Source organism: Roseibium sp. ROS1 (genome assembly GCF_054658215.1).
In genome coordinates, this window is the sequence record NZ_BAAGIG010000003.1 from 1 (window position 1) to 25,336 (window position 25,336).

Consider the following 25,336-nt stretch of genomic DNA (forward strand, 5'->3'; position numbering starts at 1 on the left):
ATAACCGTCCCAAAAGGGACATTATAATGCTGCAAAAGCAGCAAGGCGTCGAAGAACGGCTGTGGCGGACTGTTCTTCACATTTACAGGAGGCAGATAACATGCAGGTTCAGGAGGCAGGCGGCTCCGAACAGTGGAAACGGGTGAAGAAACAGCTTCGCGCAGAATTGGGCGATGATGTTTTTACCAGCTGGTTTGCACGTGTAGACCTCGAGGAGCACCAGGACGGCACCGTTCGTCTGTCTGTTCCGACCCGGTTTTTGAAACAGTGGATTCAGAACAACTACAACGACCAGCTGATGGGTCTCTGGCAGCGTGAATGTGACAACGTTCACCGCATCGAACTGACGGTACGCGGCGCAATCCGCCCACGTCAGACCCCGATTGCCAAGCCGAGCCTCGCAGCACCCCAGGGCAGCAAGCCGGCGACTGCAGAAACCCGTTCCGACGCACTTTCCGACGCGGCACAGGTAACCCGGGCCCAGGCGGCAACCGCGGCTCTCGGCCGAGGCGAGACCAGCTCGGACAACGCTCGTGACGTCCTGCAAGGTGCGGCGCTCGATCCGAAATACACATTCGAGACCTTTGTCGAAGGCGAGTCCAACAATCTGGCCCTGGCTGCGGCCCGGCAGGTTGCCGCCGGCGGCGCGGTCACATTCAATCCGCTTTACCTGCATGCCTCCGTCGGTCTGGGCAAGACCCACCTGATGCAGGCCGTGGCCGCAAAGGCCCGGGCGTCCGGCCGAAAGGTGCTCTACCTGACGGCCGAGCACTTCATGTACAAATTCGTTGCCGCCCTGAAGTCCCAGTCCGCACTGGCCTTCAAGGAGAACCTGCGCACGATCGATCTTCTGCTGATCGACGACATGCAGTTCCTGCACGGCAAGCAGGTGCAGCAGGAGTTCTGCCACACCCTCAACGCCCTCATCGACGGGGCCCGCCAGGTGATCGTGGCCGCAGACCGCGCGCCTTCCGAACTTGATACTCTCGACGACCGTGTCCGCTCACGCCTGTCCGGCGGTCTGGTGGTCGGTATTCAGGAACCGGATTTCGCACTGCGCCGGAACATCCTGGCCACGCGCGTCGATACGGCCCGCAAGACCTACCCGCAGTTCGACGTTCCGGAAGGTGTGTTGGATTATGTCGCGCGTCATGTTGCCTCCTCGGGCCGCGACCTTGAAGGCGCGCTCAACCGGCTGATCGCGCACAACCAGCTGACCAACCAGCCGATCACGCAGGAAATGGCCGAGATGACCCTGCGCGACCTGGTTCGCTCCAGCGAGCCGCGCCGGGTGAAGATCGAGGACATCCAGCGGGTGGTCTCCAAGCATTATAATGTCACCAAGGCGGATCTGCTGTCGGCCCGGCGTACCCGGACCATCGTTCGCCCGCGCCAGATCGCCATGTATCTTGCCAAGGTGATGACCCCGCGCTCACTGCCGGAAATCGGTCGCCGGTTCGGCAACCGGGATCACACAACGGTTCTGCACGCTGTCCGCAAGATCGAGGAAATGGCGCGTGCCGACTATGCCCTGGCGCAGGAGCTGGAACTGCTCAAGCGCATGCTTGACGCCTGAGGCGGCAAGCTTCGGAAACGGGTCTTTTGCGGATGCCTGCCTGAATTCAAACGGGCATCCGCCAGCCTGATCCCGGATCGCGCTAAACCAAGGTTAAAATACACGATATTCTACCAAAATTGGGGGCGTTCGGGCAGAACGCCCCCTTGCTTTTGGAGCCGGTTAAGGGCAGTGTCGTCCACCCCGCTCCACACCGGAGCCAAGAATATTCAATCAGCCCGGCAGTTCAGCCAGGCGCTTCATGAGTACGGAACGAGAGTATGAAAGCGACCCTCGAGCGGACCGACCTCCTCAAGTCCTTGACCCATGTTCACCGCGTGGTCGAACGCCGGAATACCATTCCGATCCTGTCGAACGTTCTTCTGCGCGCCGATGGCGGCGCGATCAACCTGAAGGCAACGGACCTCGATCTGGAAATCGTCGAAAGCGTTCCGGCCATGATTGAATTGCCGGGCGCGACCACCGTTCCGGCACACATGTTCTACGACATCGTCCGCAAGCTGCCAGAAGGCTCGCAGGTGGTTCTGGAAACCACCAGCGACAACGCCACGCTGGAAATCCGCGCCGGCCGCTCGAAGTTCACCCTGCAGATGCTGCCGGAAACCGACTTCCCCGACCTGACCGCCGGCGACTTCAGCCACGGCTTTGCGCTGACAGGCGCCGATATCCGCAAGCTGATCGACGCGACCCAGTTCGCGATTTCGACCGAAGAGACCCGTTACTATCTGAACGGTATCTACCTGCACACGGTAGACGCGGGCTCCGGTCTCCAGTTCCGCGCCGTTGCCACAGATGGCCACCGTCTGGCCCAGGCAGAGGTACCGGCACCTTCCGGTTCGGCCGGCATGCCGGGTATCATCGTGCCGCGCAAGACCGTTGGCGAGATCCAGAAACTGCTCGAGAACCCGGAAGCCAATGTCCAGATCGAGCTTTCCGATACAAAGATCCGCCTCACGACCGGCTCCGTCATCCTGACGTCCAAGCTGATCGACGGCACCTTCCCGGACTACGGCCGGGTGATCCCGCAGAACAACGACAAGGAAATGCGCGTCGACCGGGACGAGTTCAAGGAAGCTGTCGACCGCGTGTCGACGATCTCTTCCGAACGCGGCCGTGCCGTCAAGCTGTCGCTGACCGAAGGTCGCCTGGTGCTGACCGTGAACAACCCGGATTCGGGCAGCGCGACGGAAGAACTTGCCGTCGAATATGATGCCGATCCGTTGGAAATCGGCTTCAACTCCCGCTACCTGCTCGACATTGCCAACCAGCTGTCGAGCGACACGGCCCTGTTCCGTCTGGCGGACAGCGGCTCGCCGACCCTCATTCAGGACAACACGGTCGACGACTGCCTGTTCGTTCTCATGCCGATGCGGGTCTGATCTAGCCGGCACGCCCAATCAGTAGCGGAAGTGGGGTCATGACAGATTACCGGACGGCGCGGCTGACCCGTCTGTCGCTGACCGGCTTCCGCAACTACAGCTCGCTGACATTGCCGATGGCGGCCAGGATGGTCGCCTTCGTCGGCCCCAATGGCGCCGGCAAGACCAATATTCTGGAAGCCATATCCTTTCTGACTGCCGGCCGCGGCCTGCGCCGGGCGGCCCTTGCCGACATTGCGCGCAAGGACGGCGATGGCAGCTGGAGTGTTGCCGCAACAGTGCTGTTGGATGGGTTCGAGACCAAAATCGGTACAGGTTTGGTGGCCGGCACTGCCGGGCGCAAGGTGCGTATCGACGGCGAGGAAGTTCGCGGCTCGGAAAGTCTTCTGGACTACATGCGGGTGCTCTGGCTCGTGCCTTCAATGGACGGGCTGTTCACCGGGCCCGGCTCAGACCGTCGCCGTTTTCTTGACCGGCTGACGCTGGCGATCGACCCGACCCACGGCCGCCGGGTCAGCGACTTCGAAAACGCCCTTCGTCAGCGCAATCGCCTTCTCGATCAGGGTGGCTCCGATGCCTTTCTCAGCGCGCTGGAACAGCAGGTCGCCGAGCTCGGCACCGCCGTCTCAATCGCCAGGGCGGAGACCGTTGATCTGCTCAGCCGGATGATCGCCGGCCAGGCAGCCCAGAACCTGCCGTTTCCCCATGCTTCGGTTTCACTTGACGGTGCCTTCGAGGCGGAAACCGCCGGTTTGAGCGCCTACGACCGGGAGGATCGCTACCGCCAGATGCTGCAGGACGGCCGAAACCGCGACCGGGCCGCCGGGCGCACGCTCAACGGACCGCACCTGAGCGATCTCACCGTTCATCACGCAGCCAAGGCGATGCCGGCTTCGCAATCCTCGACCGGGGAACAGAAAGCGCTGCTGATAGGCCTCATCCTTGCGCATGCAGAACTGACGGCAAAGGTGTCGGGAATGACGCCTGTCCTGCTGCTTGATGAAGTCGCTGCGCATCTCGATCCCGACCGTCGTTCGGCCCTGTTTTCGAAGCTGGATTCCCTTGGTGGACAGGTCTTCATGACCGGCACGGACGAGGCCCTTTTCGAGGCTTTGCCGGCGGAAGCCGAAGTGTTTGAGATCCGGGAGCACCAGGGCCGCCTGCTGAAGCGAGGCGAGGCCCCTTAAATCCGCCGGAATCTTATGGTTTTCCACCAGAATCCCTTCGCTGGCTTGGCTATGGCCGGCACGTGGTTGAACCCCCGCCGGAACCCCGTATAACGGGGGTGGAAAAGATAAATCGATTGGTGATTGATTCGCATGAGCGACACGTCCACGCCTGAGAGCAGCCCGACCCCCGAAACCAATGGCGGTGCCGAATATGGTGCCGACAGCATCAAGGTCCTCAAGGGCCTCGATGCCGTGCGCAAGCGGCCCGGCATGTATATCGGCGACACCGATGACGGCTCCGGTCTGCACCACATGGTTTACGAGGTGGTCGACAACGCCATCGACGAAGCGCTGGCCGGCCATGCCGACCACGTGACCGTGACGCTCAACCCGGACGGATCGGTTACGGTATCCGATAACGGCCGCGGAATTCCGACGGACCTGCACCCGGAAGAAGGCGTGTCGGCTGCCGAGGTCATCATGACCCAGCTGCACGCGGGTGGTAAGTTCGACCAGAACTCCTACAAGGTCTCCGGCGGTTTGCACGGCGTGGGCGTATCCGTGGTCAATGCACTGTCGACAAAGCTGGAACTGCGCATCTGGCGCAACGGCGAAGAACACTCCATGACCTTCGCCCATGGCGATGCCCAGGCACCGCTCAAGGTGGTTGGGCCGGCCAACGGCAGAAAAGGGACCGAGGTGACCTTCCTGCCGTCACCGGAAACCTTCACCAAGACCGAGTTCGATTTCAGCACGCTTGAACACCGGCTGCGCGAGCTGGCCTTCCTGAACTCCGGCGTCCGCATCATCCTGACGGACAAGCGCGGCGTTGAGGACAAGGTCGAGGAGCTGTTCTACGAAGGTGGCCTGGAAGCGTTCGTGCGCTATCTGGACCGTGCCAAACATCCGTTGATCGAAGAGCCGATCAACATGCGGGCCGAGCGTGACGGCATCACGGTCGAAGCCGCCATGTGGTGGAACGACAGCTATCATGAGCATGTGCTGTGCTTCACCAACAACATTCCGCAGCGCGATGGTGGTACTCACCTTGCCGGTTTCCGGGCTGCGCTGACCAGGCAGGTCACCGGCTATGCGGAAGCAACCGGACTGATGAAAAAGGAAAAGGTGAACCTTTCCGGCGATGACTGCCGTGAAGGCCTGACCTGCGTTCTTTCCGTCAAGGTGCCGGATCCGAAATTCTCGTCCCAGACCAAGGACAAGCTGGTTTCCTCCGAAGTGCGTCCGGTGGTCGAAAACCTGATCTCGCAGATCCTGAGCGAATGGCTTGAGGAAAACCCCGCGCCGGCCAAGACGATCGTCTCCAAGGTGGTGGAAGCGGCCTCCGCGCGTGAAGCCGCCCGCAAGGCACGCGAGCTGACGCGCCGCAAGGGCGCCCTCGACATCGCCTCCCTGCCCGGCAAGCTTGCCGATTGCCAGGAGCGCGACGCCTCCAAGGCCGAACTCTTCCTAGTGGAGGGTGATTCCGCAGGTGGCTCGGCCAAACAGGGCCGTCACCGCGAAAACCAGGCCGTGCTGCCTCTGCGCGGCAAGATCCTCAACGTGGAGCGGGCACGCTTCGACAAGATGCTGTCCTCGAACGAAATCGGCACGCTGATCACGGCGCTTGGAACCGGGATCGGCAAGGAAGAATTCAACGTCGAGAAGCTGCGCTATCACAAGATCATCATCATGACCGATGCTGACGTGGACGGCGCGCACATTCGCACCCTGCTGCTGACGTTCTTCTTCCGCCAGATGCCGGAACTGATCGAAAACGGCTACATCTATATTGCGCAGCCACCGCTCTACAAGGTCAAACGCGGCCAGTCCGAACAGTACCTGAAAGACCAGAAGGCGCTGGAAGACTATCTGATCGGACAGGGTCTGGACGAAGCTTCGCTGACGCTTGCCAACGGCGAGGTTCGCACCGGCCAGGACCTTCGTGCCGTCGCCGAAACCGCACGGATCATTTCCGACATCTTCGACGGGTTGCATTCACGCTACAACCGCGATGTTGTCGAACAGGCTGCGATTGCGGGTGCGCTGACACCGGAAATCCTGGACGATCAGGGCAAGGCTGAGGAAGCTGCCACCTATATCGCCCGCCGGATGGACATCCTGGCCGACGAATTCGAGCGGGGCTGGACCGGCGAAGCGCGGGACGACGGCAGCCTTGTGTTCAAACGGATGGTTCGCGGCGTGCAGGAAGCCGCAACGATTGACGCTGCCCTGCTTGGCTCCACGGACGCACGCCGTCTTGCAGCACACGCAGCCCATCTGAACGAGATCTACGGCAAGGCCGCCGTCTTGCGGCGCAAGGATATCTCGACGGAAATTCGGGGGCCTCGCGCCTTGCTGAACCAGATCTACGCCGCCGGCCAGAAGGGTATCTCGCTGCAGCGCTACAAGGGTCTCGGCGAGATGAACCCGGAACAGCTCTGGGAAACGACGCTCGACCCGAATGTCCGCTCCCTGCTGCAGGTGAAGGTGCGCGAGGCGGACGACGCCGACGACATCTTCACCAAACTGATGGGAGACGAGGTCGATCCGCGGCGCGAATTCATCCAGGAAAACGCCCTGGCCGTGGCCAACCTCGACATCTAAAGCCCTGGCAAACAAACAAAAAAAGCGGCGCATAGCGCCGCTTTTTTTTACGATTTCAGGTTTCGCTCAACCGCCAGGCCAGGGTTCGGGCCGACCGAAGAAGTAGCCCTGTGCCGCCTCGATATCGAGCTCCCTCAGCAGACTGGCCTCTTCCGCCGTTTCCACATGTTTGGCGATCACCTTGATGCCGAGCTCGTGGGCGGCGCGTACCAGCCCGTTCAGGATGGCCGCCTTGGCGGGCTCTTCCACCACCTGCTGAGTGAGGCTCGATTCAAGCTTCAGCCATTCGACACGCAGGTTGGTCAACCGCGACAGGACAGGCCAGTGTCCGGCAAAGTCGTCAATGGCGGTCTGGCACCCCAGTTCGTTCACGAACTTGAAAAACGCCTGAACACTCGCCGGCTCTCGCAGAAAATCCTTTTCCGCGATTTCAAGACACAGCTTGGATGCCAGCAGCGGATTGACCGACAAACGATGATAGAGCCCGTCACGGAAGATCGGATCGCGGGCGGATTCAGCCGAGACGTTCATCGTCAGGATGGTACGGTCGGGATTGCGTTCTGCCGCGTCCAGCACCTTGTCCAGCGTCCAGGCATCCACCTGTGCAATGAAACCGGAGCGTTCGGCAGCCGAGATCCAGGCACGTGACGAGAGGCCCCGGGCGCGGTCCCCCTGCAGGCGCAGAAGGATTTCGGAACCGCAGGCCCTGTTCCGTTTCAGGCAGACGATGGGCATCGCATAGAGCGTCAGCTCGTTGCCGCGGAAACTTCCCGGCTCGGGTAGATCCGCCAGCTCACCACCCGCCCCTTCGCAATCCTGCGGCTGCACCGAATGAACCTGCACGGAACGGCCGCCAAATCGCTTGCCGCGCAAACATGCCCGGTCGGCCAGCCCCAGAAGAGCTGCTGCATCGCCTTCACGCAGCTTCACATTGCTGTCGAGGAACGCCACACCGATGGACCCGCCAATGGTGAACACCCGGTCCCCCACCTCCAGGCGGATACGGTCAAAACCGGCCAGAATTTCCTCGGCGATATCGAGAGCGGCTTCCTCGTTGACCACCGGCACCATGCCGGCAAATTCATCACCGCCGATCCTGGCGGCTGTACCGAATTCACCCAAGGTCAGGCGCAGACAAGCCGCGACACGCAGGAGCATGTCGTCACCCGCATCGTGGCCACCGAGATCATTGACCTTCTTGAACTCGTCGAGATCGATATAAAGAACGGCAAGGCCGATTTCATCTTCTGCGGCAAGCCGGGTCAGCTCACGTTTCAAGGCCTTCGTAAAGGCACGGCGGTTCTCCAGGCCCGTCAGCGGATCGAGATACGCCAGGCGCCTGTTTTCGGCGGTTTCCTGAGGGCAGTCGACATTGCGGCGGATAACCGCCATGGAGGCACCGATGCCCGGCTTACTCTTCACCGAACCGGGAATGGGAACGAGCCGCACTTCGCACATCTGGCGATCGGCCACGTAACCTGCTGCCTGGAAGCTTCGATTTTCCGGAATATAGAAGGTCTGCGGCAGTTCGCCTTCCAGATTTTCCAGGGCTTCGGCCAAGAGGCCCACTTCATAGTCGCTGTTGATCAGCTTCAGCAGCTTTCCCGCCATTTCATCGAGGCTTTCGGAACCGTCGAACACAAGAACGTCGTCCGGAAAATGCTCCAGAAGATCGAGATCCCTTGCGGACTTTGCGGAGCGGATTTCATTTCGCGCCGGCTCTGACAGGGTAACGATCTCGTCCTGGCCGTGTTCTTCCAGATCGAACTGGACCAGGACGGCCTGGCGCTCGCCCGAGAGGGAGACGAAGGATGTGCAAATCATGTGGTGGCAGAAGGTTTCGCCTGACTGCAGCAGGATGGCCCCGCTCGCCTGCGCCGGAACACCGCTGAAAGCCGCCGACAGAACCGCCTCGCACCGCCGCCAACTGGTTTCCGACAAAAGCGACGGCAGGCTGACCGGCACCGGAAAGACACCTTTTGCGGCGCAAAGCGCCTTCATTTGCTTGTTGTGGACAAGGACGCTGCCATCCTGCGCGACGTAGGCCGCAGCATGGGGAAGAACCTCCAGCAGGGACGTGTGGAAGCCTGTAAGAGTATTATTTTCCGCACGACCGGATTGTTCCAGCCGGTCGCTTAAGAACCGATGGCTGACTTGCACCAGACCGCCCTTTCAAATTGCCGTTAAAATGGCGCTAATCAATACACACATGCGCCGCTCCTATGTAAAAATTACTAACACAGTTCAGTTGGCAAAACCGAAACAGAAAAACTACCCACAACTCTTAGAATTTTTATAGTAAATCAAAAATTAATTGATACAATACAAATGTATTTCAAATTTTATGTTTATTTTATACTAACGCCTCATTTGACCTGAAAAACTGCCACATTTTGATCACCCTCACGACGTAAAGGCGCCGCTGCGGAATGTTACCAGCGTCATCACGTAACTGTGTTCAAGATCGATCGGGGCGAGCTCACTTGCCCCAGGGGGACTATCATGAAGAGAATTGTTCTCGCGCGGCACTTATCGCGCGTTGCCTTGGCGGGTGCCTTGCTTGCAGCAGCAGGTGTCGTCAGCGGTGCTCAAGCGGGCGTCTATCAACAATGCGGGAAAGCGTCCTGGTACAAGCTCGGCGGCACCACTGCCAGTGGTGAACGCGCAAACCCCAATCAACTGACCGCAGCCCACAGGAGCCTGCCCTTCGGTACGCTGGTGGATGTGACCAATCTTGCCAATGGAAAGACCGTCACGGTGCGTATCAACGACCGGGGCCCCTTTGCCAAGGGCCGTGTTATAGATGTGACCTGGGCGGCAGCAAAAGAGCTCGGTTTTGTCCGCAGAGGCATCACGCGCGTAAAACTTTCCAGCAAAGCCGGGAAAATTTCTTCCGAATATATGCAAATTTGCCAATAAATTTGCGGCAGGAAAGACAACATTTCCTTGCCGCAACGGCGCTTCCAAATTGTATGACAAATTTAAAGCGCTGAATTTAATGAATTAATTTGTACGACACATTATTTCATATATGACTCAGTATGAATAACGATCAGTCGCATTACAGTGAATCAAAAAATAAAATATTTTACGGTAATGACAATCGAGAAAGATGCCGCTAGAGTTGCCGCCGTGGTCGATGGGGCCACGTGCACAGTAACTTTATTCGCGCAGTCTAACGGCTGCGCGTTTTTTTTGTAACATTCTCATCCTGTCGTAACCGGCTCCAAACTGCCCTCGATAACCTCTGCTTTTTGCTTACGTGGACGAGCCAGTTTCAGACCTCCTCCCCCTCAAACAGACGTTTCAGGAAGTCCGCAGCACTTTCCTTGAGTAGCTGCTGTTTTTCCGGCCCCATCCTGTCCCAGGACGCGTAAGGCTGACCGAGCCGCGGATTGCCCTTGAGCACCTCCTTGTTGCGGTCCAGAAAGTCCCAGTAAAGCGCATTGAACGGACAGGCCTTTGGCCCCGTCTTCTGCTTCACGTCATAAGAGCATGCGCCGCAATAGTCCGACATCCGGTCGATATAGTTGCCGCTCGATACATAGGGTTTGGAGCCGAGAAGCCCGCCGTCGGCGAACTGGCTCATGCCGATGGTGTTGGGCGCTTCCACCCATTCATAGGCGTCGGCATAGACCATCAGATACCATTCATGCACTTCCTTCGGCCTGACGCCCGCCAGCAGGGCGAAATTGCCTGTCACCATCAGTCTTTGAATGTGGTGGGCATAGGCTTCTTCCAACGTCTGGCCGATCGCTTCCGACAGGCAGCGCATGCGTGTCTGTCCGGTCCAGTAGAAATCGGGCAACGGACGGTCGGCGCCAAGTGTGTTGCTGTCGACATAGTCCGGCATCTTCAGCCAGTAGATGCCGCGCACATATTCCCGCCAGCCAAGGATCTGCCGGATGAACCCTTCGGCGGCATTGAGCGGAACCTTGTCCGCTTTCCATGCCTCTTCCACCTTCCGGCACAACACCTTGGCATCCAGCAGGCCGGCATTCAGATAGGCCGACAGGACCGAGTGGAACAGAAACTTCCGGCCGCTCAGCATGGCATCCTGATAGGTTCCGAAATCGGCCAGCATGTCGGCCAGGAAGTGCTCACAGGCCTCTTCCGCGTCCTTGCGGGTCACGGCGAACCAGAATGGCTCAAGGTCGCCTATGTGCCCGGAAAATCGACTGGCGACCAGGTCCAGCACCTCTTGCGTGATTGCGTCCGGCTTAAAGCGTTTCGGCTCTGGCATGAACAGGTCCGGCTGCGCGGGCTTGCGATTGTCCGCATCATAGTTCCATTTGCCCCCCGCAGGCTTGTCACCCTCCATCAGCAGGCCGGTGGAACGGCGCATCTCGCGGTAGAAATATTCCATGCGCAATTGCTTGCGTCCGTCCGCCCACGCCCGGAAATCCGCCACCGTTGAGAAGAACCGCGTGTCGGTAAGGATCTCCACCGGCAGGCTGAAAGCGTCGGACCAGGAGCGCATGTCCTCCAAGACCCGCCACTCGCCGGGTTCGGTAACCACCATCCGCTGTGGCCGCAGGCGTTCGCAGGCCCGCTTCACCTCGCCCTTGAAGCTGCCGCTGTTGGCAGGGTCATCCAGCTTGACGTAATCCACCGTCCAGCCGGCTTCCTTCAGCTCTTCGGCGAAGTGGCGCATGGCGGAAAACAGGAAGGCAATCTTCTTCTTGTGATGGCGCACATAAGTGGCCTCCGCCATCACCTCGACCATCAGCACCCTGTCGTGGGCCGGATCGGCCCGCTTCAGGCTGGACAGGTCAAGGCTCAGCTGGTCTCCCAACACAAGTACAAGCGAACGGCAGTGGTTGGTCTCGGTCATGGGGCTCTGTTTTATCCGGTCCTGGCCTTCCTACGCACAAACCCCGCCGCCCTATCACCTCTGCGGCCATTTTTTCCTCGCGCTCCCGCGTCAAACGCGACCCGCCCTACTCTGTCCGGCCAGTTTCTCCCTAACCAGCCAGGCTCGAGCACCCAAAAAACCACCGGCAGCTGCGCAGATGACGCTGCGTTCATCCAGCCCCGATAACCGCGCCGATATCTTGTCCAAAATTTCAGAAAGCGATTGCCCCGGATCGCCGGATCTTGTATCAGACCCCTCTATCCGCCGCGCAGCCCTTGCGCGCGCGAAGAGCACCCGTAGCTCAGCTGGATAGAGCGCTGCCCTCCGAAGGCAGAGGTCACAGGTTCGAATCCTGTCGGGTGCGCCAATTTTCCTGACTTTCAGTATCGTAATCTGCCATTGGGCATTGGCTCGCTGCGATGGGTGTTTTTGCCTTTCTGTGAACACCCTTCCCGACCAGATTTTCAAAGCGACCAAATCGGGCGCTCAGACGACAGGCTTGGGCTGGCTGGCTGCAGGATATTTGTTCGAAAGACGGCTTTCTGTTCGTGGGCGAGGCCTGAGGGCACTATGCAGCCCGTTTGCTGTCGACTGAAACGCAAACAGCCCCGGTGGGTAACCGGGGCTGCGCAGGTTGATCAGCTGGAAAGGGCCTGGACCTAGAACTCCAGGGCGCGGTCGCCGTTGGCGTCCTTGATGCGGGTCGGCAGACCGATGCGGTTGAGGATGCCGAGGAAGGGATGCGGCGGCAGTTCTTCCACGTTGGCCATCTTCTTCACGTCCCATTCGCCGGTGGCGATCAGCATGGCGGCCGCGACCGGCGGAACGCCGGCGGTGTAGGAAATGCCCTGGCTGCCGACTTCCTCATAGGCTTCCTTGTGGTCGGCAACATTGTAGATGAACACCTCGTGCTCCTTGCCGTCCTTCGTGCCCTTCACGAAATCACCGATGCAGGTCTTGCCGGTGTATTCAGGCGCCAGCGAAGACGGATCCGGCAGACACGCCTTGACCACCTTCAGCGGTACGACTTCCAGTCCTTCCGCCGTCTTGACCGGTTGCTCGGACAGGAGGCCGATGTTCTTCAGAACGGTGAAGACGTTGATGTAGTGCTCGCCGAAGCCCATCCAGAACCGGACGTCCGCACCGTCCATGTTCTTTGCCAGGGAATGCACTTCGTCATGGCCGCACAGATAGGCCATGCGCTTGCCGACCACCGGCAGGTCATATTCCTTGCCGATCTCGAACATCTTGTTTTCCTGCCACTTGCCCTGCTGCCAGGAATAGACCGTGCCGGTGAACTCCCGAAAGTTGATCTCCGGATCAAAGTTGGTGGCGAAATAGCGCTGGTGGCTGCCGGCGTTGATGTCGACGATATCGACCTCGGTCACCTTGTCGAGATAGTCATCCTTGGCAAGGCGGGCATAGGCGTTGACGACGCCCGGGTCGAAACCGGCGCCCAGAATGGCGGTGACGCCCTTGGCGGCGCATTCCTCGGCCCGTTTCCATTCGTAGTTGCCATACCAGGGCGGGGTCTCGCAGATCTTGCCCGGCTCTTCATGAATGGCCGTGTCGATATAGGCCGCTCCCGTCTCCAGACAGGCGCTGAGGACGGACATGTTCAGGAAGGCGGTGCCGACATTGATGACGATCTGCGCACCGGTTTTGCGGATCAGCGCGCTGGTGGCGGCAATGTCCAGAGCGTTGAGTTCGTGTCCTTCCAGAACACCCGGCTGCTTCAGCGCCTTCTTGGCATGCACGGTTGCGATGATGTCGTCGCATTTGGATTTGGTGCGCGAGGCGATATGTATATCGCCGAGAACATCATTGTTCTGAGCGCACTTATGCGCCACCACCTGAGCGACACCTCCGGCGCCGATGATGAGAACAGTCTTTTTCATTTGATAAAGATACCTTCCTTGGACCTTGGGGGTGTTCGGGGTTCAAGTCTCAAGACAGACTTTGCTCGTAGTCCTGGTATGAAAACTCACGAGCAACGTGGACTGTTCCGTCCACTTCCTTGACCGCAATCGCGGGCATTTTCACGCCATTAAACCAGTTTTTCTTGACCATCGTGTAACCCGCCGCATCCTGAATGGAAACCCGGTCACCGGTCTTGAGTTCGGCAGGGAAGTTGAACTCGCCGAATATGTCGCCGGCAAGGCAGGACTTGCCACAGATCATGTAGCTGTGCGGCCCTTCGTTGGGGGTCACCTTCGCGGTCTCGCGGTAAATCAGCAGATCGAGCATATGAGCTTCGATGGACGCATCGACGATGGCCAGGTTCTTGCCGTTGAAGAGCGTGTCCAGCACCGTTGTCTCCAGTGAGGTCGACCGGGTGATCGAGGCTTCGCCCGGTTCCAGGTAGACCTGAACGCCGTATTTTTCGGCGAAGGTCTTGAGGCGGTCGGCGAAGAGGTCGAGTGGGTAGTCGTCTCCCGTGAAATGGATACCGCCCCCCAGGCTGACCCATTGCGCTCGGCTCAAAAGCCCGCCGAACTTTTCCTCGATATCGCCAAGCATGCGGTCGAACAGCGCAAAATCGGCATTTTCGCAGTTGTTATGGATCATGAAACCGCTGATCCGGTCCATGACCTTTTCAATCTTGGCGACGTCCCATTCTCCGAGGCGGGAGAAAGGCCGGGCCGGGTCGGCAAGGTCGAAACTGGAGGAGCTGACCATCGGGTTGAGGCGAAGCCCGCGCACGATGCCTGCGGATTTGTCCGCGAACCGTTCCAGCTGACTGATGGAATTGAAGATGATCTTGTCGGCATGGGAGATCACTTCATCGATCTCGTAATCGGCATAGGCCACGGAATAGGCGTGGGTTTCCTTGCCGAAGCGCTCATGCCCCAGCCGGACTTCGTTCAGCGACGACGAAGTGGTGCCGTCCATATACTCGCGCATGAAGTCGAAAACACACCAGGTCGCAAAGCACTTGAGCGCCAGCAGGGCCTTTGCGCCAGACCGCTCTCGAACGTAGGCGATCTTCTCCATGTTGCGGAGCAGCTTCGCCTTGTCGATCAGATAGTAGGGTGTCTCGATCATCTGGTTCCGTCGCCATCGTTGCCTGCGACCGGTTCGGGCCGCGCGGACAGGTGATTGGGAGCGATTTCCGGTTGCCGGTTGTCCGGACCGGCCGGTTCGCCACAAGGCGTTCCAGCTTCGCTGTCGGCGTGACGGATACCGTCTCCATGCAGGACCTTGCAAGGGCCCGAGGCGTCTTTCTTGCTACAGCCGGTCAGCCGGCTGAACCGCAATCTCCCGGTTTCACCGAGTTGCTATGCTTTACGTGAATGGAACGCAGAACAGTTATGCAAAAATAGGAGGGAGATTCGTGCTTTCACTCATTGAAATCTTAACTTTCCTCCCGTATTTGTCCGGCAGATCAAATATTCACCAGCCCGCTCAAGAGTTGGGCAAATTCTGGAGGTCGGCATGACCCGGGACGATCTCATTCGCGAATACAAGGCACAGAGCGGCTCCTGGCCGGCGCTTGTTGGCGTTTACGCCGTTATCGTGGGTGCGATGGCTCTTTCCGGCTACCTGATGGTCGGCTGATCCCGCACGCGTGACGAAAAGTCGGCAGAGTTTCAATCACCCCCGGAGCGACCTCCGGGGGTGATTGCATTTCAGGGCAGGCAAACCGCCTGCAATCAGACGTCGGCGGCTTCGCCAATGGCATCGGTGCCGCGCTCTTCCAGAAGCGTCGTCAGCCAGTTCGGATCCATTTCGGGAACCGAAGACAGAAGCAGATCCGTGTAGGGATGATGCGGCGGCGTGAACATCTCGTCCTTCGGCCCCTGCTCCACCACCTTGCCGCGTTGCATCACCACAACCTCGTCCGCGATGGAGCGCACCGTCGCCAGGTCATGGGTAATGAACATGTAGGCCAGGTTGAACTCCTGCTGCAGCCGATCGAGCAGCTTCAGGATACCTTCCGCCACGAGCTGGTCGAGCGCGCTCGTCACCTCGTCGCAGATGATGAAGGCCGGATCGGCCGCCAGGGCCCTGGCAATGCCCACACGCTGTTTCTGGCCGCCGGAAAGTTCCGGCGGATAACGATTGTAGAATTTTGACGGGTCCAGCTCGATCAGGTCCAAAAGCTCGTCGACGCGGTTTTTCAGTTTCGCGCCGTGCAGCCCGCCATAGAACTGGGCAGGCCGGCCGATGATCTCGCTGATCCTGATCTTCGGGTTCAGTGCGGTATCGGCCATCTGGTAGATCATCTGCGCCTGGCGAAGCTGATCCTTGCTGCGGTCCTGATAGCGCGGCGGCAACGGCTCGCCCTTGAACAGGATTTGCCCCTTGGTGGGCGGCAAAAGACCGGTGATACAGCGCGCTGTCGTCGACTTGCCGGAACCGGATTCGCCGACAACCGCAACCGTCATGCCCGGATAGATGTCGAAGGAGACATCGTCCAGCACCTTGGTCTTGCCGTAGGCCGCATCAATTCCCTGCACGGAAACGATCGGAATGGCACCTGCCTCGGTCGGCCGCTGCTTCTGCGGCCGCTGGAAGCTGCGGACGGCCCAAAGGCTCTTGGTGTAGTCTTCCTTGGGAGACCCGAGCATCTGCTCGGTCGGCGCCTCTTCGACTTCCTCGCCCTTGAGCAGCACCTTGATGGTGTCGGCCATCTGCGCCACCACCGCCAGATCGTGCGTGATGTAGATCGCCGCGGTGTTGAACTGGTCGACAATGTCCCGGATTGCCGCCAGAACCTCGATCTGCGTGGTCACGTCCAGTGCGGTGGTCGGCTCATCGAAGATGATGAGATCCGGACGGCACGCCATGGCCATGGCGGTCATCGCGCGCTGCAGCTGGCCGCCAGAGACCTGGTGGGGATAGCGGAAGCCGATTTCGTTCGGGTTGGGAAGGCGCAGCCGCTCGTAAAGCTCCATGGCGTCTTCCTGCGCCTCGACCCGCTTTTGAATGCGGTACTGGATCGGCGCTTCCGTGTGCTGGTCGATAATCCGGTGTGCCGGATTGAACGAGGCAGCAGCCGACTGGGCGACATAGGCGATGCGCGATCCGCGCAACGCCCGGAGATCGCTCTCCGGCGTCGTCGTCAGTTCCATGCCGTCGAACTCGATCGAGCCGCCGGAAATCCGGCAGCCGTCGCGGGCAAAGCCCATGGAGGCGAGGCCGATGGTCGATTTGCCGGCACCCGATTCTCCGATCAGCCCCAACACTTCCCCCTTGTGCAGGGTAAGATTGACGCCATGAACGATCTCGACCCATTTTTCGTCCGAGTATCCCTCGATCCGGAGATCGGTGACCCGAAGCAGTACGTCTTTTTTCGGCACCATTCTCAAACCTCCTTCAGGCCGGAAGACCGGAACAGCATCCAGTCGACGACGAAATTCACCGCCACAGTCAGAAGCGCAATGGCGGCCGCCGGGATCAGCGGCGTCATTTCGCCAAAGGAAATCAGTGTCGCGTTCTCACGCACCATGGAGCCCCAGTCGGCGGTCGGCGGCTGAATGCCGAGACCAAGGAACGACAGGCCTGCGATGAGCAGGAACACGAAGCAGAATTCGAGACCGAATTCGGCGATCAGTGGTGCTGTCGAGTTTGGCAGGATTTCCCGGCGGATCAGGTACCAGGTGCCCTCGCCGCGCAGCTTGGCCGCTTCGATGTAGTCCATCACCACCACGTTGCCGGCAACCGCCCGGGTAAGGCGGAAGACGCGTGGCGAATAGATGACGGCAACGACGATCACGATCACCACAAGGTTGGTGCCGAAGATACTGAGCATCAGCAGGGCGAAGATCAGTGACGGTACCGACATGATGACGTCTGCGACACGGCCGATGAGCTGATCGAACCAACCGCCCTTGGTGGCGGCAAGCAGGCCTGCAAATGCTCCCATGAAGAAGGCCAGCATGGTTGCCAGCAGTGCGAGACCGACAGAGTTGCGCGCGCCGTAGATGATGCGGCTAAACATGTCGCGGCCGAGCTGGTCGGCCCCCAGAAGCATGGTTTCATCCGGCGGTGCAAAGGCCGACGAAATGACCTGCGCTTCACCGAAAGGTGCAATCACGGGGGCAAAGACCCCGGCGATGGCGTAGGTGAAGATCACGAACATGCCGAAGGCGGCCGTGAGAGGTGCGGTCCGCAACTCCTTGGAAACACCGGCGGGCGTGATGATGATCAGGAACTCCCGGAACGCGAAGGATGTTCCGGCGGCCAGTGCCAGAAGACCGGCAGCCGTGGTGATGAACCGGAGCGCCGGAGCGCCGCCGATGATCCCCGCGATGAAGGAGATCATCGTCAGGGAAAAGACAAGAATGAAGATCTTGCGCTTGTTGAAATAGGCCGCCAGGCAGGAAGCCCCGATCAGCAGCGCATAGTAGCCAATAACGAATGTGCTCATGTCGCTGCCCTTACTTCGGATGCCGCAAACGCGGATTGGTCAGGATCGCGCCCACATCGGCTGCCAGGTTCAGCAGGATGAAGGTTGCCGCGAAGATCAGACAGCAGGCCTGCACGATCGGGAAATCGCGTTTGGCAACCGCGTCCACCAGAAGCTGGCCCACGCCCGGATAGACGAAGACCACTTCGACCAGAACCACGCCGGTAATGAGGTAGGCGAGATTCAGTGCGACGACGTTGATGATCGGCGCCCAGGCGTTGGGCAGAGCATGTTTGACGATCACCTTCCAGGGCGGAACGCCTTTCAGCCGCGCCATCTCGATGTAGGGCGAGGCCAGTAGGTTGATGATCGCCGCGCGTGTCATGCGCATCATGTGGGCCGTCACCACCAGCACCAGGGTCAGCGCCGGCAGGAAGGTTCGATGCAACAGATCCCCGAAGCTCATGTCTGCGCTGAGGCTGGCAATGGCGGGGAAGTAGTTGGTCTTGACCGCCAGGTAGAGAATGAGGATGTAGCCGAGAAAGAATTCCGGAGAGGAAATCGATGTCAGCGTGACCACGTTGGCGACCCTGTCGAACAGGGTATTGCGCAGGAGAGCGACAATCACGCCGAGAACAATGGAAACCGGCACCGCGATGACAGCCGCATAGGTCGCCAGGAAAAGCGTGTTGACGAACCGGTCGCTGATGGCGGCACTGACCCGCTCGCCAGAGACGAGCGAGACGCCGAAGTCACCGGTGAGTGCACCGCCGAGCCATTGGAAATATCGCAGGATCGCGGGCTGGTCGAGGCCGAGCTTCTCTCGCAGGGCGGCGACGGTTTCAGGCGTTGCTCCCTGTCCAAGAACGGCCTGGGCAATGTCGCCGGGCAGCAGTTCAACTGCAAAAAAGATCAGGATAGAGACCACTAGTAGCGTGATCGCACCTAAGCCAAGTCTCTTAAGGACCAGCTGTAGGATGTCCCCCATTTGTCCCTCCAGAATAGGAAAGCCCGGCACGGCACATAGCGCCGCCGGACACATATCGGGCAGGTTCCTGTCAGCTCTTTTTGCTTTGCGTTGGCAGGAGCCCTGTCCGTCCAGGTCGGCCCGTCCCGCGTCCGGGGCAGGGCCAAATTGCAGGCGGCGGCCTTAGCCGCCGCCTAACCCCTCAATCAGGACTCGAACCACCAGCGGCTGGCGGCGCGCGCGCCGTCATTTTCCCAGCTGGCAGCCAGTTTCTCGGGCGTGCCTACCTTCGCGCTGTTGGCGTAAACGAAGTTGTTGAAGAACGGGATGATGGTGCCGCCATCGTCCCGGGCCAGCATCGCCATCTCGCGGTACATTTCCGCGCGCCGGGTGTCGTCCAACTCGGCCTTGGCCTGAAGCAGAAGCTCGTTGAAGCGCGGGTTTTTCCAGTGAGACTCGTTCCAGGCCGCGTCGTTCTTGTAGGCCAGCGTGTACATGACATCAGGTGTCGGACGCGCGCCCCAGGACACGAGACAGAACGGCTTCTTCAGCCAGACGTCGGAATAGTAACCGTCGTTCGGTTCACGCACGACATTGATGTTGATACCCGCCGCCTTGGCGTGTTCGGCATAAAGCACCGCCATATCGACTGCACCCGCATAGACGCTGTCCGCGGTGCTGAGGCTGACCGTGAGACCTTCCGCGCCCGCTTTCTTGAGCAGGGACTTGGCCTGGTCCGGATCGTAATCACGCTGCGGGATGTCGTCCGGCCAGTAAGGCTGGGCCGGCGAATGGTGGAAGTCATTGCCCTTGGTGGCTGCACCGAAGGTGATCTTCTCGATGATGTCATCCCGGTTCATGGCCAGCTTAAGCGCGTTGCGCACGTCCGGATTGTCGAACGGTGCCGTGTCGCAGAACATCGGCAGCGTGATCGCGCCCGCGGACGGGATGTTGTGGATCTTGATGTTCGGATTGCGCTGCAGCAGACCCATGGTCTTCAGCTCGATCAGCGAGACCGCATCCACATCGCCGGTCACAAGTGCCGTCTGGCGAGCGTTCGGATCGTTCAGGGTGATCAGCTCGACCTTGTCGAAATAGGCGCCCTCACGGTGCCAGCCGTCATGCCGGCTGAGGCTGAACTGGACGCCGAACTCGCCGTTGTCGATCTTGTAGGGACCAGTGCCGTCGCCGGACTGCCAGTCGATCGTGCCGTCGTCGTTGGCCGGGCAGATCGCCATGTGATAGTCGGTCATCAGCCATGGGAAGTCGGCGTTGCCGCCGGACAGCTTCACGACAACGGTGTAGTCGCCATCCTTGGTGATGTCGGTGACATCCGTCAGCAGCGCCTTGGCTGCGGAGGTTGTCTTGTCGCCGCGGTGGTGGTTCAGCGATGCGATGACGTCGTCAGCCGTCAGTTTCCTGCCGCTGTGGAACTCGGCGTTTTCAGTGATCTTGAAGGTCCATTCGGACGCATCCTCGCTGGCTTCCCAGCTGTCGGCCAGATCCGGCCCAAGCGACCCGTCGCCCATGATCATCGTCAGGTAGCTGCGGTGCGTGTGGGCGAGGAAAATCATCACGCGGGTCAGATAGGTGCCCGGATCGTGAGAATCTGAGGTGTTGCCGTCGTGGATCCCCCAGCGGAACGTCCCACCCTGCTTGGGCTGGGCTTTCGCCTCGGTCGACCACAGGCCTGTTGCGGTGCTTGCTGTCAGTCCGGCCAGCACGGAGTAGCGAAGGAAATCACGTTTACTGATCCCTCCCGTGCGGGCCGCTGCTTCAAGCCTTTCGAGCATCTCGGCATCTTTGGACTTCGTCATCTGTCTCCCCTTCCGGTTCTTCTTAAACAGTCACTTGCCAATTTCCCAAACGTAGCATCCGTTGTTTTTTTGTAACCATGATGCTCATTTGCGACATTTACATAGCAAAACACGAACTGCCCCTGCTCGGCCACCCCCATGGGTAAATTCCTCATTTAAAATGTTTAATGTTGACTGGTTGCCCAGATATTGTGCACAGCAACATTATTATGAATGATTTTTGATTTTCAGACAGGCACGGAAAATGCTACGCGCGTATATTCTGGTCTACTGATGCAGATCTCAGATAATTCTTTTAGATGAAAAACGATTATTCTCCAACAATGTCGGAAAATGCAGTGCCAGTTCGTATTTCGGCACTGTCGGGCGGTAAATCAGGCGCATTCTTCTTGTCAAAATAACCGATTACCGGAGAACAAGATGAGTGTTGCCCAACGCAGCCGCAGCGGCGGCCGTGCCGGCCGCCGGGCTATTCGCACCGCTCCCGACCATACCATGCTGCCCAGTCTGCGGCGCACGCTTCCCCTATGCGAACCCTTGGACGAAGAGCAGATCCGAAAGCTGGACGATGCCTCCATGGCAATCCTGGAAGAGGTTGGAATCGTCTTTCGCGATCCGATTGCCCTTGCAGACTGGAAGCGGGCCGGCGCCAAGGTCGAGGGTGAGAGGGTCTACCTGGACCGGGGGCTGGTGCGTGAGCTCATCAGTTCGATCCCATCCAGCTTCACCTATCATGCCCGCAATCCGGCAAAGAATGTCCCGCTTGGAGGAGATCGTTCGATCTTCGTGCCGATGACCGGGGCACCATTTCTGCGTGATCTCGACAATGAGCGGCGCAATCCCACGCTTGCGGACCTGGCCATGTTCCACAAGCTCAGCCACATGCTGCCGGCCCTGCATTCCAGCGCCCACCACATCGTGGAGCCCTACGACCACCCCATCAGCCACCGGCACCTGCGCATCACCTATTCTTCGATCAAGCATTCGGACAAGACCTTCATGGGCATGACGACAAGCCCGAAGAACGCCGAAGATGTCATGGAAATGTGCGCGATTCTGTTCGGTGAGGACTATCTGGAGACCCATCCGGTCACGACAGGAAACTGCAACGGCAATTCTCCGCTGGTTTGGGACGAGACCATGCTGGGAGCAATGCGGGCCTTTTCGAAACGGAACCAGCCCGTGCTCTGCTCCCCCTTCGTGCTTGGCGGTGCCAATACCCCGGCAAGCGTGGTCCCTGCCGTTGCCCAGCTCAACGCGGAAGCCCTGAGCGCCCTTGCCTACACGCAGGTGATCCGGAAGGGCGCACCTGCGATTTACGGGCATTATCTGTCGACGGTCTCGATGAAATCCGGTGCGCCGATGGCCGGCACCCCCGAGATCAGCCTGATGAACTTCATGATCGGGCAAATGGCGCGGTTCTACGATGTGCCCTGGCGGACCTCCGGATCGCTCGGCGGTGCCAAGACCTTTGACGCGCAAGCCGGGTATGAGAGCGCAGCAACGCTGAGCGCCGTTATCCATTCAGGTGCCAACTATATCTGGCACGCGGCCGGCTGGAACGAGGCCGGGATGCATTGCTCCGTTGCCAAGTTCATTGTTGACGCCGAGCAATGCGCAATGGCCTACCGCATGGCGGAGGGCCCGCGCTGGGACGATTTCGATGAAGGCCTTGCTGCCATTCGCGACGTCGGCCCCGGAGGCCACTACTTGGGGCACCCGCACACCCAGGAGAATTTCCAGCGGGCGTTCTTCATGCCGGAGACCTTCGACAACAATTCCATCGAGCAATGGAAGGCCGAGGGTGAAGTGGAGATCACCGAACGGGCGCTTGGCATCGCCCGCAAGCTTCTGTCCGAGTATCAGGAGCCTGGTCTCGAGACCGCCAAAAACGAGGCCCTTCTCGACTACATCGCGCGGCGCGAGCGTGAAATCCCGGCGGCAGATGCGCTGAACCAGGACTATTGAACCGCGGTACCGGCCAAAAACCGGGCTGCCCGTGCTTTCTCCTCTGCCCTGCGAGGCGGTTCATGAAAATCAAGTCTGTCGAGATCTTCCGCCATGACCTGCCGGTCAAGGGCGGCCCCTACAAGATGGCAAACGCCGAGGTCTGGTCTCTCCAGACCACCCTGGTCAAGCTGACCGCGGACAACGGGCTTACCGGCTGGGGGGAAACCTGCCCTGTCGGCCCAACTTACGCCGAAGCGCACTCCGGTGGAGCGCAGGCGGCGCTGCAGCAGATTGCCCCTGCGCTGATTGGCCAGGACGTTCGGCCCCTGACGATCGGTCGTCTCATGAACGGCCAGCTCAACGGGCACAACTACGCAAAGGCGGCAATCGACATTGCCGTTCATGACCTGCTCGGCAAACATCTGGGCCTTAGGGTTGCCGACCTTCTCGGGGGTGTCGCTGCGGAACGTGTTCCTTCTTATTACGCAACCGGTGTCGGTGCTCCCGAAGAGATCGCCAGCATTGCCGCGGAGAAACGGGACGAAGGCTACCCGCGCCTGCAGATCAAGATGAGCGGGAAGGACGTCGAGCGCGATATCGAGACGATCCGCAGGGTCTGGGACAAGATCGCCGGATCCGGCATGCGTCTTGCGGTCGACGGCAACCGAGGCTGGACCACACGAGACGCGCTGCGCGTCAGTCGCGAATGCCCGGATATTCCGTTCATTCTGGAGCAGCCCTGCAACCGGATCGAGGACCTGGAGAAGATCAGGCCGCAGATCCACCATGGACTTTACATGGACGAGAACGGTGTCGACCTGGCAACGGTCATCCGTGCCGCCGGGCGCGGACTGGTCGATGGATTCGGCATGAAAGTGACCCGGATCGGCGGACTGCAACAGATGGCTGCGTTCCGGGATATCTGCGAAGCCGTCTCGCTGCCGCATACCTGCGACGATGCCTGGGGCGGCGACATCATCGCCGCCGCCTGTACCCATGTAGCTGCGACGGTGAAGCCGTCTCTGCTGGAAGGGGTCTGGCTTGCGGAGCCCATGATCGAGGGCAGTTATTCCATCGGCGAAGGCGTGCGCATCCGGGACGGTCACATTGCCCTGCCACAAGGCCCGGGCCTTGGTGTCGAACCGGATGAGACCCTGTTCGGCACGGCGATAGCTACTTTCTGAACTGGAGGCCGATATGCGCTTTAAAGGCAAACGCGCCCTCGTGACAGGCGCCGCCGGTGGGATCGGCAAAGTCATCTCCGACATGCTGCGGGCAGAAGGGGCACGCGTGGCCGCAGCCGACCGGAATTGCGATGCCGTTGATGCGGAAGTCCGGATTTCGGGAAACCTGCTCGACCCGGCCTATGCAGACGCACTGCCCCGCGCCGCGGCCAAGGCACTTGGCGGCCTCGACATCATCATCAACAACGCCGGCGTCATTACCCGTGGTCCCGTGACCGAGACCACCGATCAGGACTGGGCGCTGTCGATCGGGGTCAATGTCGAAGCTCCTTTCCGTATCTGCCGGGCGGGTATCCCGTTGCTGGCGGAGGCCGGAGGTGGGGCCATCGTCAACATCGCCTCTTGCTGGGGTGTTCACCCGGGCCCGAACCACGCTGTCTATTGCATGACCAAGGCGGCGATCGCTTCGCTGACCCAGTGCATGGGCCGGGACCATGCCCACCAGGGCATCCACATCAATGCTGTCTGCCCGAATGAGGTCGACACACCGATGCTGCGGACCGGGTTCGAAAAGCGCGGCTTTGACCCCGCAACGGCGATTGCCGAACTGGGCAGGACCGTTCCGCTTGGCCGGGTGGCGCGGCCGGATGATATCGCGGACGTCGTTCTGTTTCTTGCCTCCGATGCTGCGCGCTACATGTGCGGTTCGCTGGTTGAGGTCAACGGCGGGAAACCGGTGTCATGATGCGGTTCGAAGGGAAGATTGCCCTCGTCACGGGCGGGCGAAGCGGCATTGGTCGTGCGATTGCCCGGCGCTTGCAATATGAAGGTGCCAGGGTCTTCACGGCCCAGCGCGGCAAGAATCCTGAGTTTGAGCATATCCAGGCGGATTTTGCCGAAATGGAAGCCCCTGCCCGCATTATCGAAGACGTGGTAACGAAAGGTGGCAGGCTGGATGTGCTCGTCAACAATGCCGGCCTGATGCAGGAAGCGGCGATCGAAGACATGTCGCTCGCCGACTGGCAGCACTCGTTGGCGGTCAATCTGACCGCGCCTTTCCTGATGATCAAACATGCCTTGCCGCATTTGCGCCAGACACGCGGAAGCATCGTCAATGTCGGTTCCATCGAAGGCATCGGCTGCAATCCGCTGCATGCTGCCTATTCCGCCTCCAAGGCCGGGCTTCACGGCCTGACGCGCGCCGTTGCGGTCGATCACGGCAAGGACGGCGTCCGCTGCAACGCGGTTGCGCCAGGCTGGATCGATACGGAACTCAATCTCGAATTCATCAAGGCGACCCCGGATCCAGATGCCTTCCGGCGCGATATTGGCAAGATCCACCCGGCTGGCCGGACGGGCAAGCCGGAGGAAGTTGCCGCCTTGGTCGCTTTCCTGGCAGCGGAGGAAAGCGGTTTTGTCACCGGTCAGGTCTACACGGTCGACGGTGGCAGAATGACCAGGTTGAGCTTGCCGTAACAGGTGA

The 25,336-nt window shown here is 59.9% G+C and carries 19 protein-coding genes and 1 tRNA gene; 12 read left to right on the plus strand and 8 right to left on the minus strand.

From position 1 onward, the window contains the following. The first annotated feature begins 100 nt into the window (after positions 1-100). The 4 genes from dnaA (at position 101) to gyrB (ending at position 6,728) form a co-directional block, all read left to right on the plus strand. Positions 101-1,576: a chromosomal replication initiator protein DnaA gene (gene dnaA / locus ACYQ6M_RS16215; protein ID WP_077291058.1), complete on the plus strand. Its 1,476-nt coding sequence runs from the start codon at positions 101-103 to the stop codon at positions 1,574-1,576. Positions 1,577-1,836: 260 nt separating this feature from the next. Then, positions 1,837-2,955, plus strand: coding sequence for a DNA polymerase III subunit beta (gene dnaN / locus ACYQ6M_RS16220; protein WP_077291059.1), 1,119 nt, complete (start codon positions 1,837-1,839; stop codon positions 2,953-2,955). Positions 2,956-2,993: 38 nt separating this feature from the next. Next, entirely contained in the window at positions 2,994-4,142 is a 1,149-nt protein-coding gene (gene recF, locus ACYQ6M_RS16225) for a DNA replication/repair protein RecF (RefSeq protein WP_460074646.1), read from the plus strand. Positions 4,143-4,274: 132 nt separating this feature from the next. Continuing rightward, positions 4,275-6,728, plus strand: a complete 2,454-nt coding sequence (gene gyrB / locus ACYQ6M_RS16230) for a DNA topoisomerase (ATP-hydrolyzing) subunit B (RefSeq protein ID WP_460074647.1) — start codon at positions 4,275-4,277, stop codon at positions 6,726-6,728. Between the two features lie 66 nt (positions 6,729-6,794). Here gyrB and ACYQ6M_RS16235 read toward each other — a convergent pair whose 3' ends face one another. Continuing rightward, entirely contained in the window at positions 6,795-8,888 is a 2,094-nt protein-coding gene (locus ACYQ6M_RS16235) for an EAL domain-containing protein (protein ID WP_460074648.1), read from the minus strand. Positions 8,889-9,230: 342 nt separating this feature from the next. Between ACYQ6M_RS16235 and ACYQ6M_RS16240 the strand changes: the two genes are divergently transcribed. Further along, positions 9,231-9,647 carry a septal ring lytic transglycosylase RlpA family protein gene (locus tag ACYQ6M_RS16240; protein WP_460074649.1) on the plus strand — a complete coding sequence of 139 codons (417 nt, stop codon included), beginning with the start codon at positions 9,231-9,233 and terminating at the stop codon, positions 9,645-9,647. Positions 9,648-10,005: 358 nt separating this feature from the next. Here the strand turns inward: ACYQ6M_RS16240 and ACYQ6M_RS16245 are convergent, their stop codons facing one another. After that, positions 10,006-11,562 carry a cryptochrome/photolyase family protein gene (locus ACYQ6M_RS16245; protein WP_460074650.1) on the minus strand — a complete coding sequence of 519 codons (1,557 nt, stop codon included), beginning with the start codon at positions 11,560-11,562 and terminating at the stop codon, positions 10,006-10,008. 311 nt (positions 11,563-11,873) lie between these two features. Here ACYQ6M_RS16245 and ACYQ6M_RS16250 point away from each other — a divergent pair. Then, positions 11,874-11,950: transfer RNA gene (locus ACYQ6M_RS16250), tRNA-Arg, on the plus strand. A gap of 292 nt (positions 11,951-12,242) precedes the next feature. On the opposite strand, the gene ACYQ6M_RS16255 is transcribed toward ACYQ6M_RS16250, so the two are convergent. Together ACYQ6M_RS16255 and ACYQ6M_RS16260 are read right to left on the minus strand one after the other, a co-directional pair. Then, positions 12,243-13,481: a saccharopine dehydrogenase family protein gene (locus ACYQ6M_RS16255; protein WP_075283753.1), complete on the minus strand. Its 1,239-nt coding sequence runs from the start codon at positions 13,479-13,481 to the stop codon at positions 12,243-12,245. A 49-nt stretch (positions 13,482-13,530) separates the two neighbouring features. Then, positions 13,531-14,628 (minus strand): carboxynorspermidine decarboxylase, encoded by a 1,098-nt coding sequence (locus ACYQ6M_RS16260; RefSeq protein WP_460074651.1) that lies wholly within the window; start codon positions 14,626-14,628, stop codon positions 13,531-13,533. Between ACYQ6M_RS16260 and ACYQ6M_RS16265 the strand changes: the two genes are divergently transcribed. After that, positions 14,616-14,876, plus strand: coding sequence for a hypothetical protein (locus tag ACYQ6M_RS16265; RefSeq protein WP_139314230.1), 261 nt, complete (start codon positions 14,616-14,618; stop codon positions 14,874-14,876). The two genes, ACYQ6M_RS16260 and ACYQ6M_RS16265, sit on opposite strands and share 13 nt — an antisense overlap. Before the next feature lie 142 nt (positions 14,877-15,018). Beyond that, on the plus strand, positions 15,019-15,141 hold the full coding sequence (locus tag ACYQ6M_RS16270; RefSeq protein ID WP_022999159.1) for a hypothetical protein: 123 nt from the start codon (positions 15,019-15,021) through the stop codon (positions 15,139-15,141). 95 nt (positions 15,142-15,236) lie between these two features. Here ACYQ6M_RS16270 and ACYQ6M_RS16275 read toward each other — a convergent pair whose 3' ends face one another. The 4 genes from ACYQ6M_RS16275 to ACYQ6M_RS16290 all read right to left on the minus strand — a co-directional run bounded on the left by ACYQ6M_RS16275 (position 15,237) and on the right by ACYQ6M_RS16290 (position 20,719). Continuing rightward, positions 15,237-16,889, minus strand: coding sequence for an ABC transporter ATP-binding protein (locus tag ACYQ6M_RS16275; protein ID WP_022999160.1), 1,653 nt, complete (start codon positions 16,887-16,889; stop codon positions 15,237-15,239). A 2-nt stretch (positions 16,890-16,891) separates the two neighbouring features. After that, on the minus strand, positions 16,892-17,956 hold the full coding sequence (locus tag ACYQ6M_RS16280) for an ABC transporter permease (RefSeq protein WP_022999161.1): 1,065 nt from the start codon (positions 17,954-17,956) through the stop codon (positions 16,892-16,894). Between the two features lie 10 nt (positions 17,957-17,966). Further along, positions 17,967-18,923, minus strand: coding sequence for an ABC transporter permease (locus ACYQ6M_RS16285; protein ID WP_031268720.1), 957 nt, complete (start codon positions 18,921-18,923; stop codon positions 17,967-17,969). A 185-nt stretch (positions 18,924-19,108) separates the two neighbouring features. Further along, positions 19,109-20,719 carry an ABC transporter substrate-binding protein gene (locus tag ACYQ6M_RS16290; RefSeq protein WP_022999163.1) on the minus strand — a complete coding sequence of 537 codons (1,611 nt, stop codon included), beginning with the start codon at positions 20,717-20,719 and terminating at the stop codon, positions 19,109-19,111. Positions 20,720-21,139: 420 nt separating this feature from the next. On the opposite strand from ACYQ6M_RS16290, the gene ACYQ6M_RS16295 reads away from it, so the two are divergent. The 4 genes from ACYQ6M_RS16295 (at position 21,140) to ACYQ6M_RS16310 (ending at position 25,329) form a co-directional block, all read left to right on the plus strand. Continuing rightward, the gene (locus ACYQ6M_RS16295; RefSeq protein WP_460074652.1) at positions 21,140-22,687 is read left to right on the plus strand and encodes a trimethylamine methyltransferase family protein; all 1,548 of its coding nucleotides are present in this window, start codon (positions 21,140-21,142) and stop codon (positions 22,685-22,687) included. Between the two features lie 62 nt (positions 22,688-22,749). Next, positions 22,750-23,853, plus strand: a complete 1,104-nt coding sequence (locus ACYQ6M_RS16300) for a mandelate racemase/muconate lactonizing enzyme family protein (RefSeq protein ID WP_168686555.1) — start codon at positions 22,750-22,752, stop codon at positions 23,851-23,853. A gap of 13 nt (positions 23,854-23,866) precedes the next feature. After that, positions 23,867-24,598: an SDR family NAD(P)-dependent oxidoreductase gene (locus ACYQ6M_RS16305; RefSeq protein WP_296596140.1), complete on the plus strand. Its 732-nt coding sequence runs from the start codon at positions 23,867-23,869 to the stop codon at positions 24,596-24,598. Then, positions 24,595-25,329 (plus strand): SDR family NAD(P)-dependent oxidoreductase, encoded by a 735-nt coding sequence (locus tag ACYQ6M_RS16310; protein WP_460074653.1) that lies wholly within the window; start codon positions 24,595-24,597, stop codon positions 25,327-25,329. The genes ACYQ6M_RS16305 and ACYQ6M_RS16310 overlap by 4 nt, the downstream gene beginning before the upstream one ends. The last annotated feature ends 7 nt before the right edge of the window (positions 25,330-25,336 follow it).

Excerpts from the sequence above, each read along its gene's own strand:
- dnaA (WP_077291058.1), top strand. The coding sequence starts at position 101 with ATGCAGGTTCAGGAGGCAGGCGGCTCCGAACAGTGGAAACGGGTGAAG.
- ACYQ6M_RS16295 (WP_460074652.1), top strand. The coding sequence starts at position 21,140 with ATGAGTGTTGCCCAACGCAGCCGCAGCGGCGGCCGTGCCGGCCGCCGG.
- ACYQ6M_RS16285 (WP_031268720.1), bottom strand. The coding sequence starts at position 18,923 with ATGGGGGACATCCTACAGCTGGTCCTTAAGAGACTTGGCTTAGGTGCG.
- ACYQ6M_RS16300 (WP_168686555.1), top strand. The coding sequence starts at position 22,750 with ATGAAAATCAAGTCTGTCGAGATCTTCCGCCATGACCTGCCGGTCAAG.
- ACYQ6M_RS16280 (WP_022999161.1), bottom strand. The coding sequence starts at position 17,956 with ATGAGCACATTCGTTATTGGCTACTATGCGCTGCTGATCGGGGCTTCC.
- ACYQ6M_RS16240 (WP_460074649.1), top strand. The coding sequence starts at position 9,231 with ATGAAGAGAATTGTTCTCGCGCGGCACTTATCGCGCGTTGCCTTGGCG.
- dnaN (WP_077291059.1), top strand. The coding sequence starts at position 1,837 with ATGAAAGCGACCCTCGAGCGGACCGACCTCCTCAAGTCCTTGACCCAT.
- ACYQ6M_RS16260 (WP_460074651.1), bottom strand. The coding sequence starts at position 14,628 with ATGATCGAGACACCCTACTATCTGATCGACAAGGCGAAGCTGCTCCGC.
- ACYQ6M_RS16275 (WP_022999160.1), bottom strand. The coding sequence starts at position 16,889 with ATGGTGCCGAAAAAAGACGTACTGCTTCGGGTCACCGATCTCCGGATC.
- ACYQ6M_RS16255 (WP_075283753.1), bottom strand. The coding sequence starts at position 13,481 with ATGAAAAAGACTGTTCTCATCATCGGCGCCGGAGGTGTCGCTCAGGTG.
- ACYQ6M_RS16305 (WP_296596140.1), top strand. The coding sequence starts at position 23,867 with ATGCGCTTTAAAGGCAAACGCGCCCTCGTGACAGGCGCCGCCGGTGGG.
- ACYQ6M_RS16310 (WP_460074653.1), top strand. The coding sequence starts at position 24,595 with ATGATGCGGTTCGAAGGGAAGATTGCCCTCGTCACGGGCGGGCGAAGC.
- recF (WP_460074646.1), top strand. The coding sequence starts at position 2,994 with ATGACAGATTACCGGACGGCGCGGCTGACCCGTCTGTCGCTGACCGGC.
- ACYQ6M_RS16245 (WP_460074650.1), bottom strand. The coding sequence starts at position 11,562 with ATGACCGAGACCAACCACTGCCGTTCGCTTGTACTTGTGTTGGGAGAC.
- gyrB (WP_460074647.1), top strand. The coding sequence starts at position 4,275 with ATGAGCGACACGTCCACGCCTGAGAGCAGCCCGACCCCCGAAACCAAT.
- ACYQ6M_RS16270 (WP_022999159.1), top strand. The coding sequence starts at position 15,019 with ATGACCCGGGACGATCTCATTCGCGAATACAAGGCACAGAGCGGCTCC.
- ACYQ6M_RS16290 (WP_022999163.1), bottom strand. The coding sequence starts at position 20,719 with ATGACGAAGTCCAAAGATGCCGAGATGCTCGAAAGGCTTGAAGCAGCG.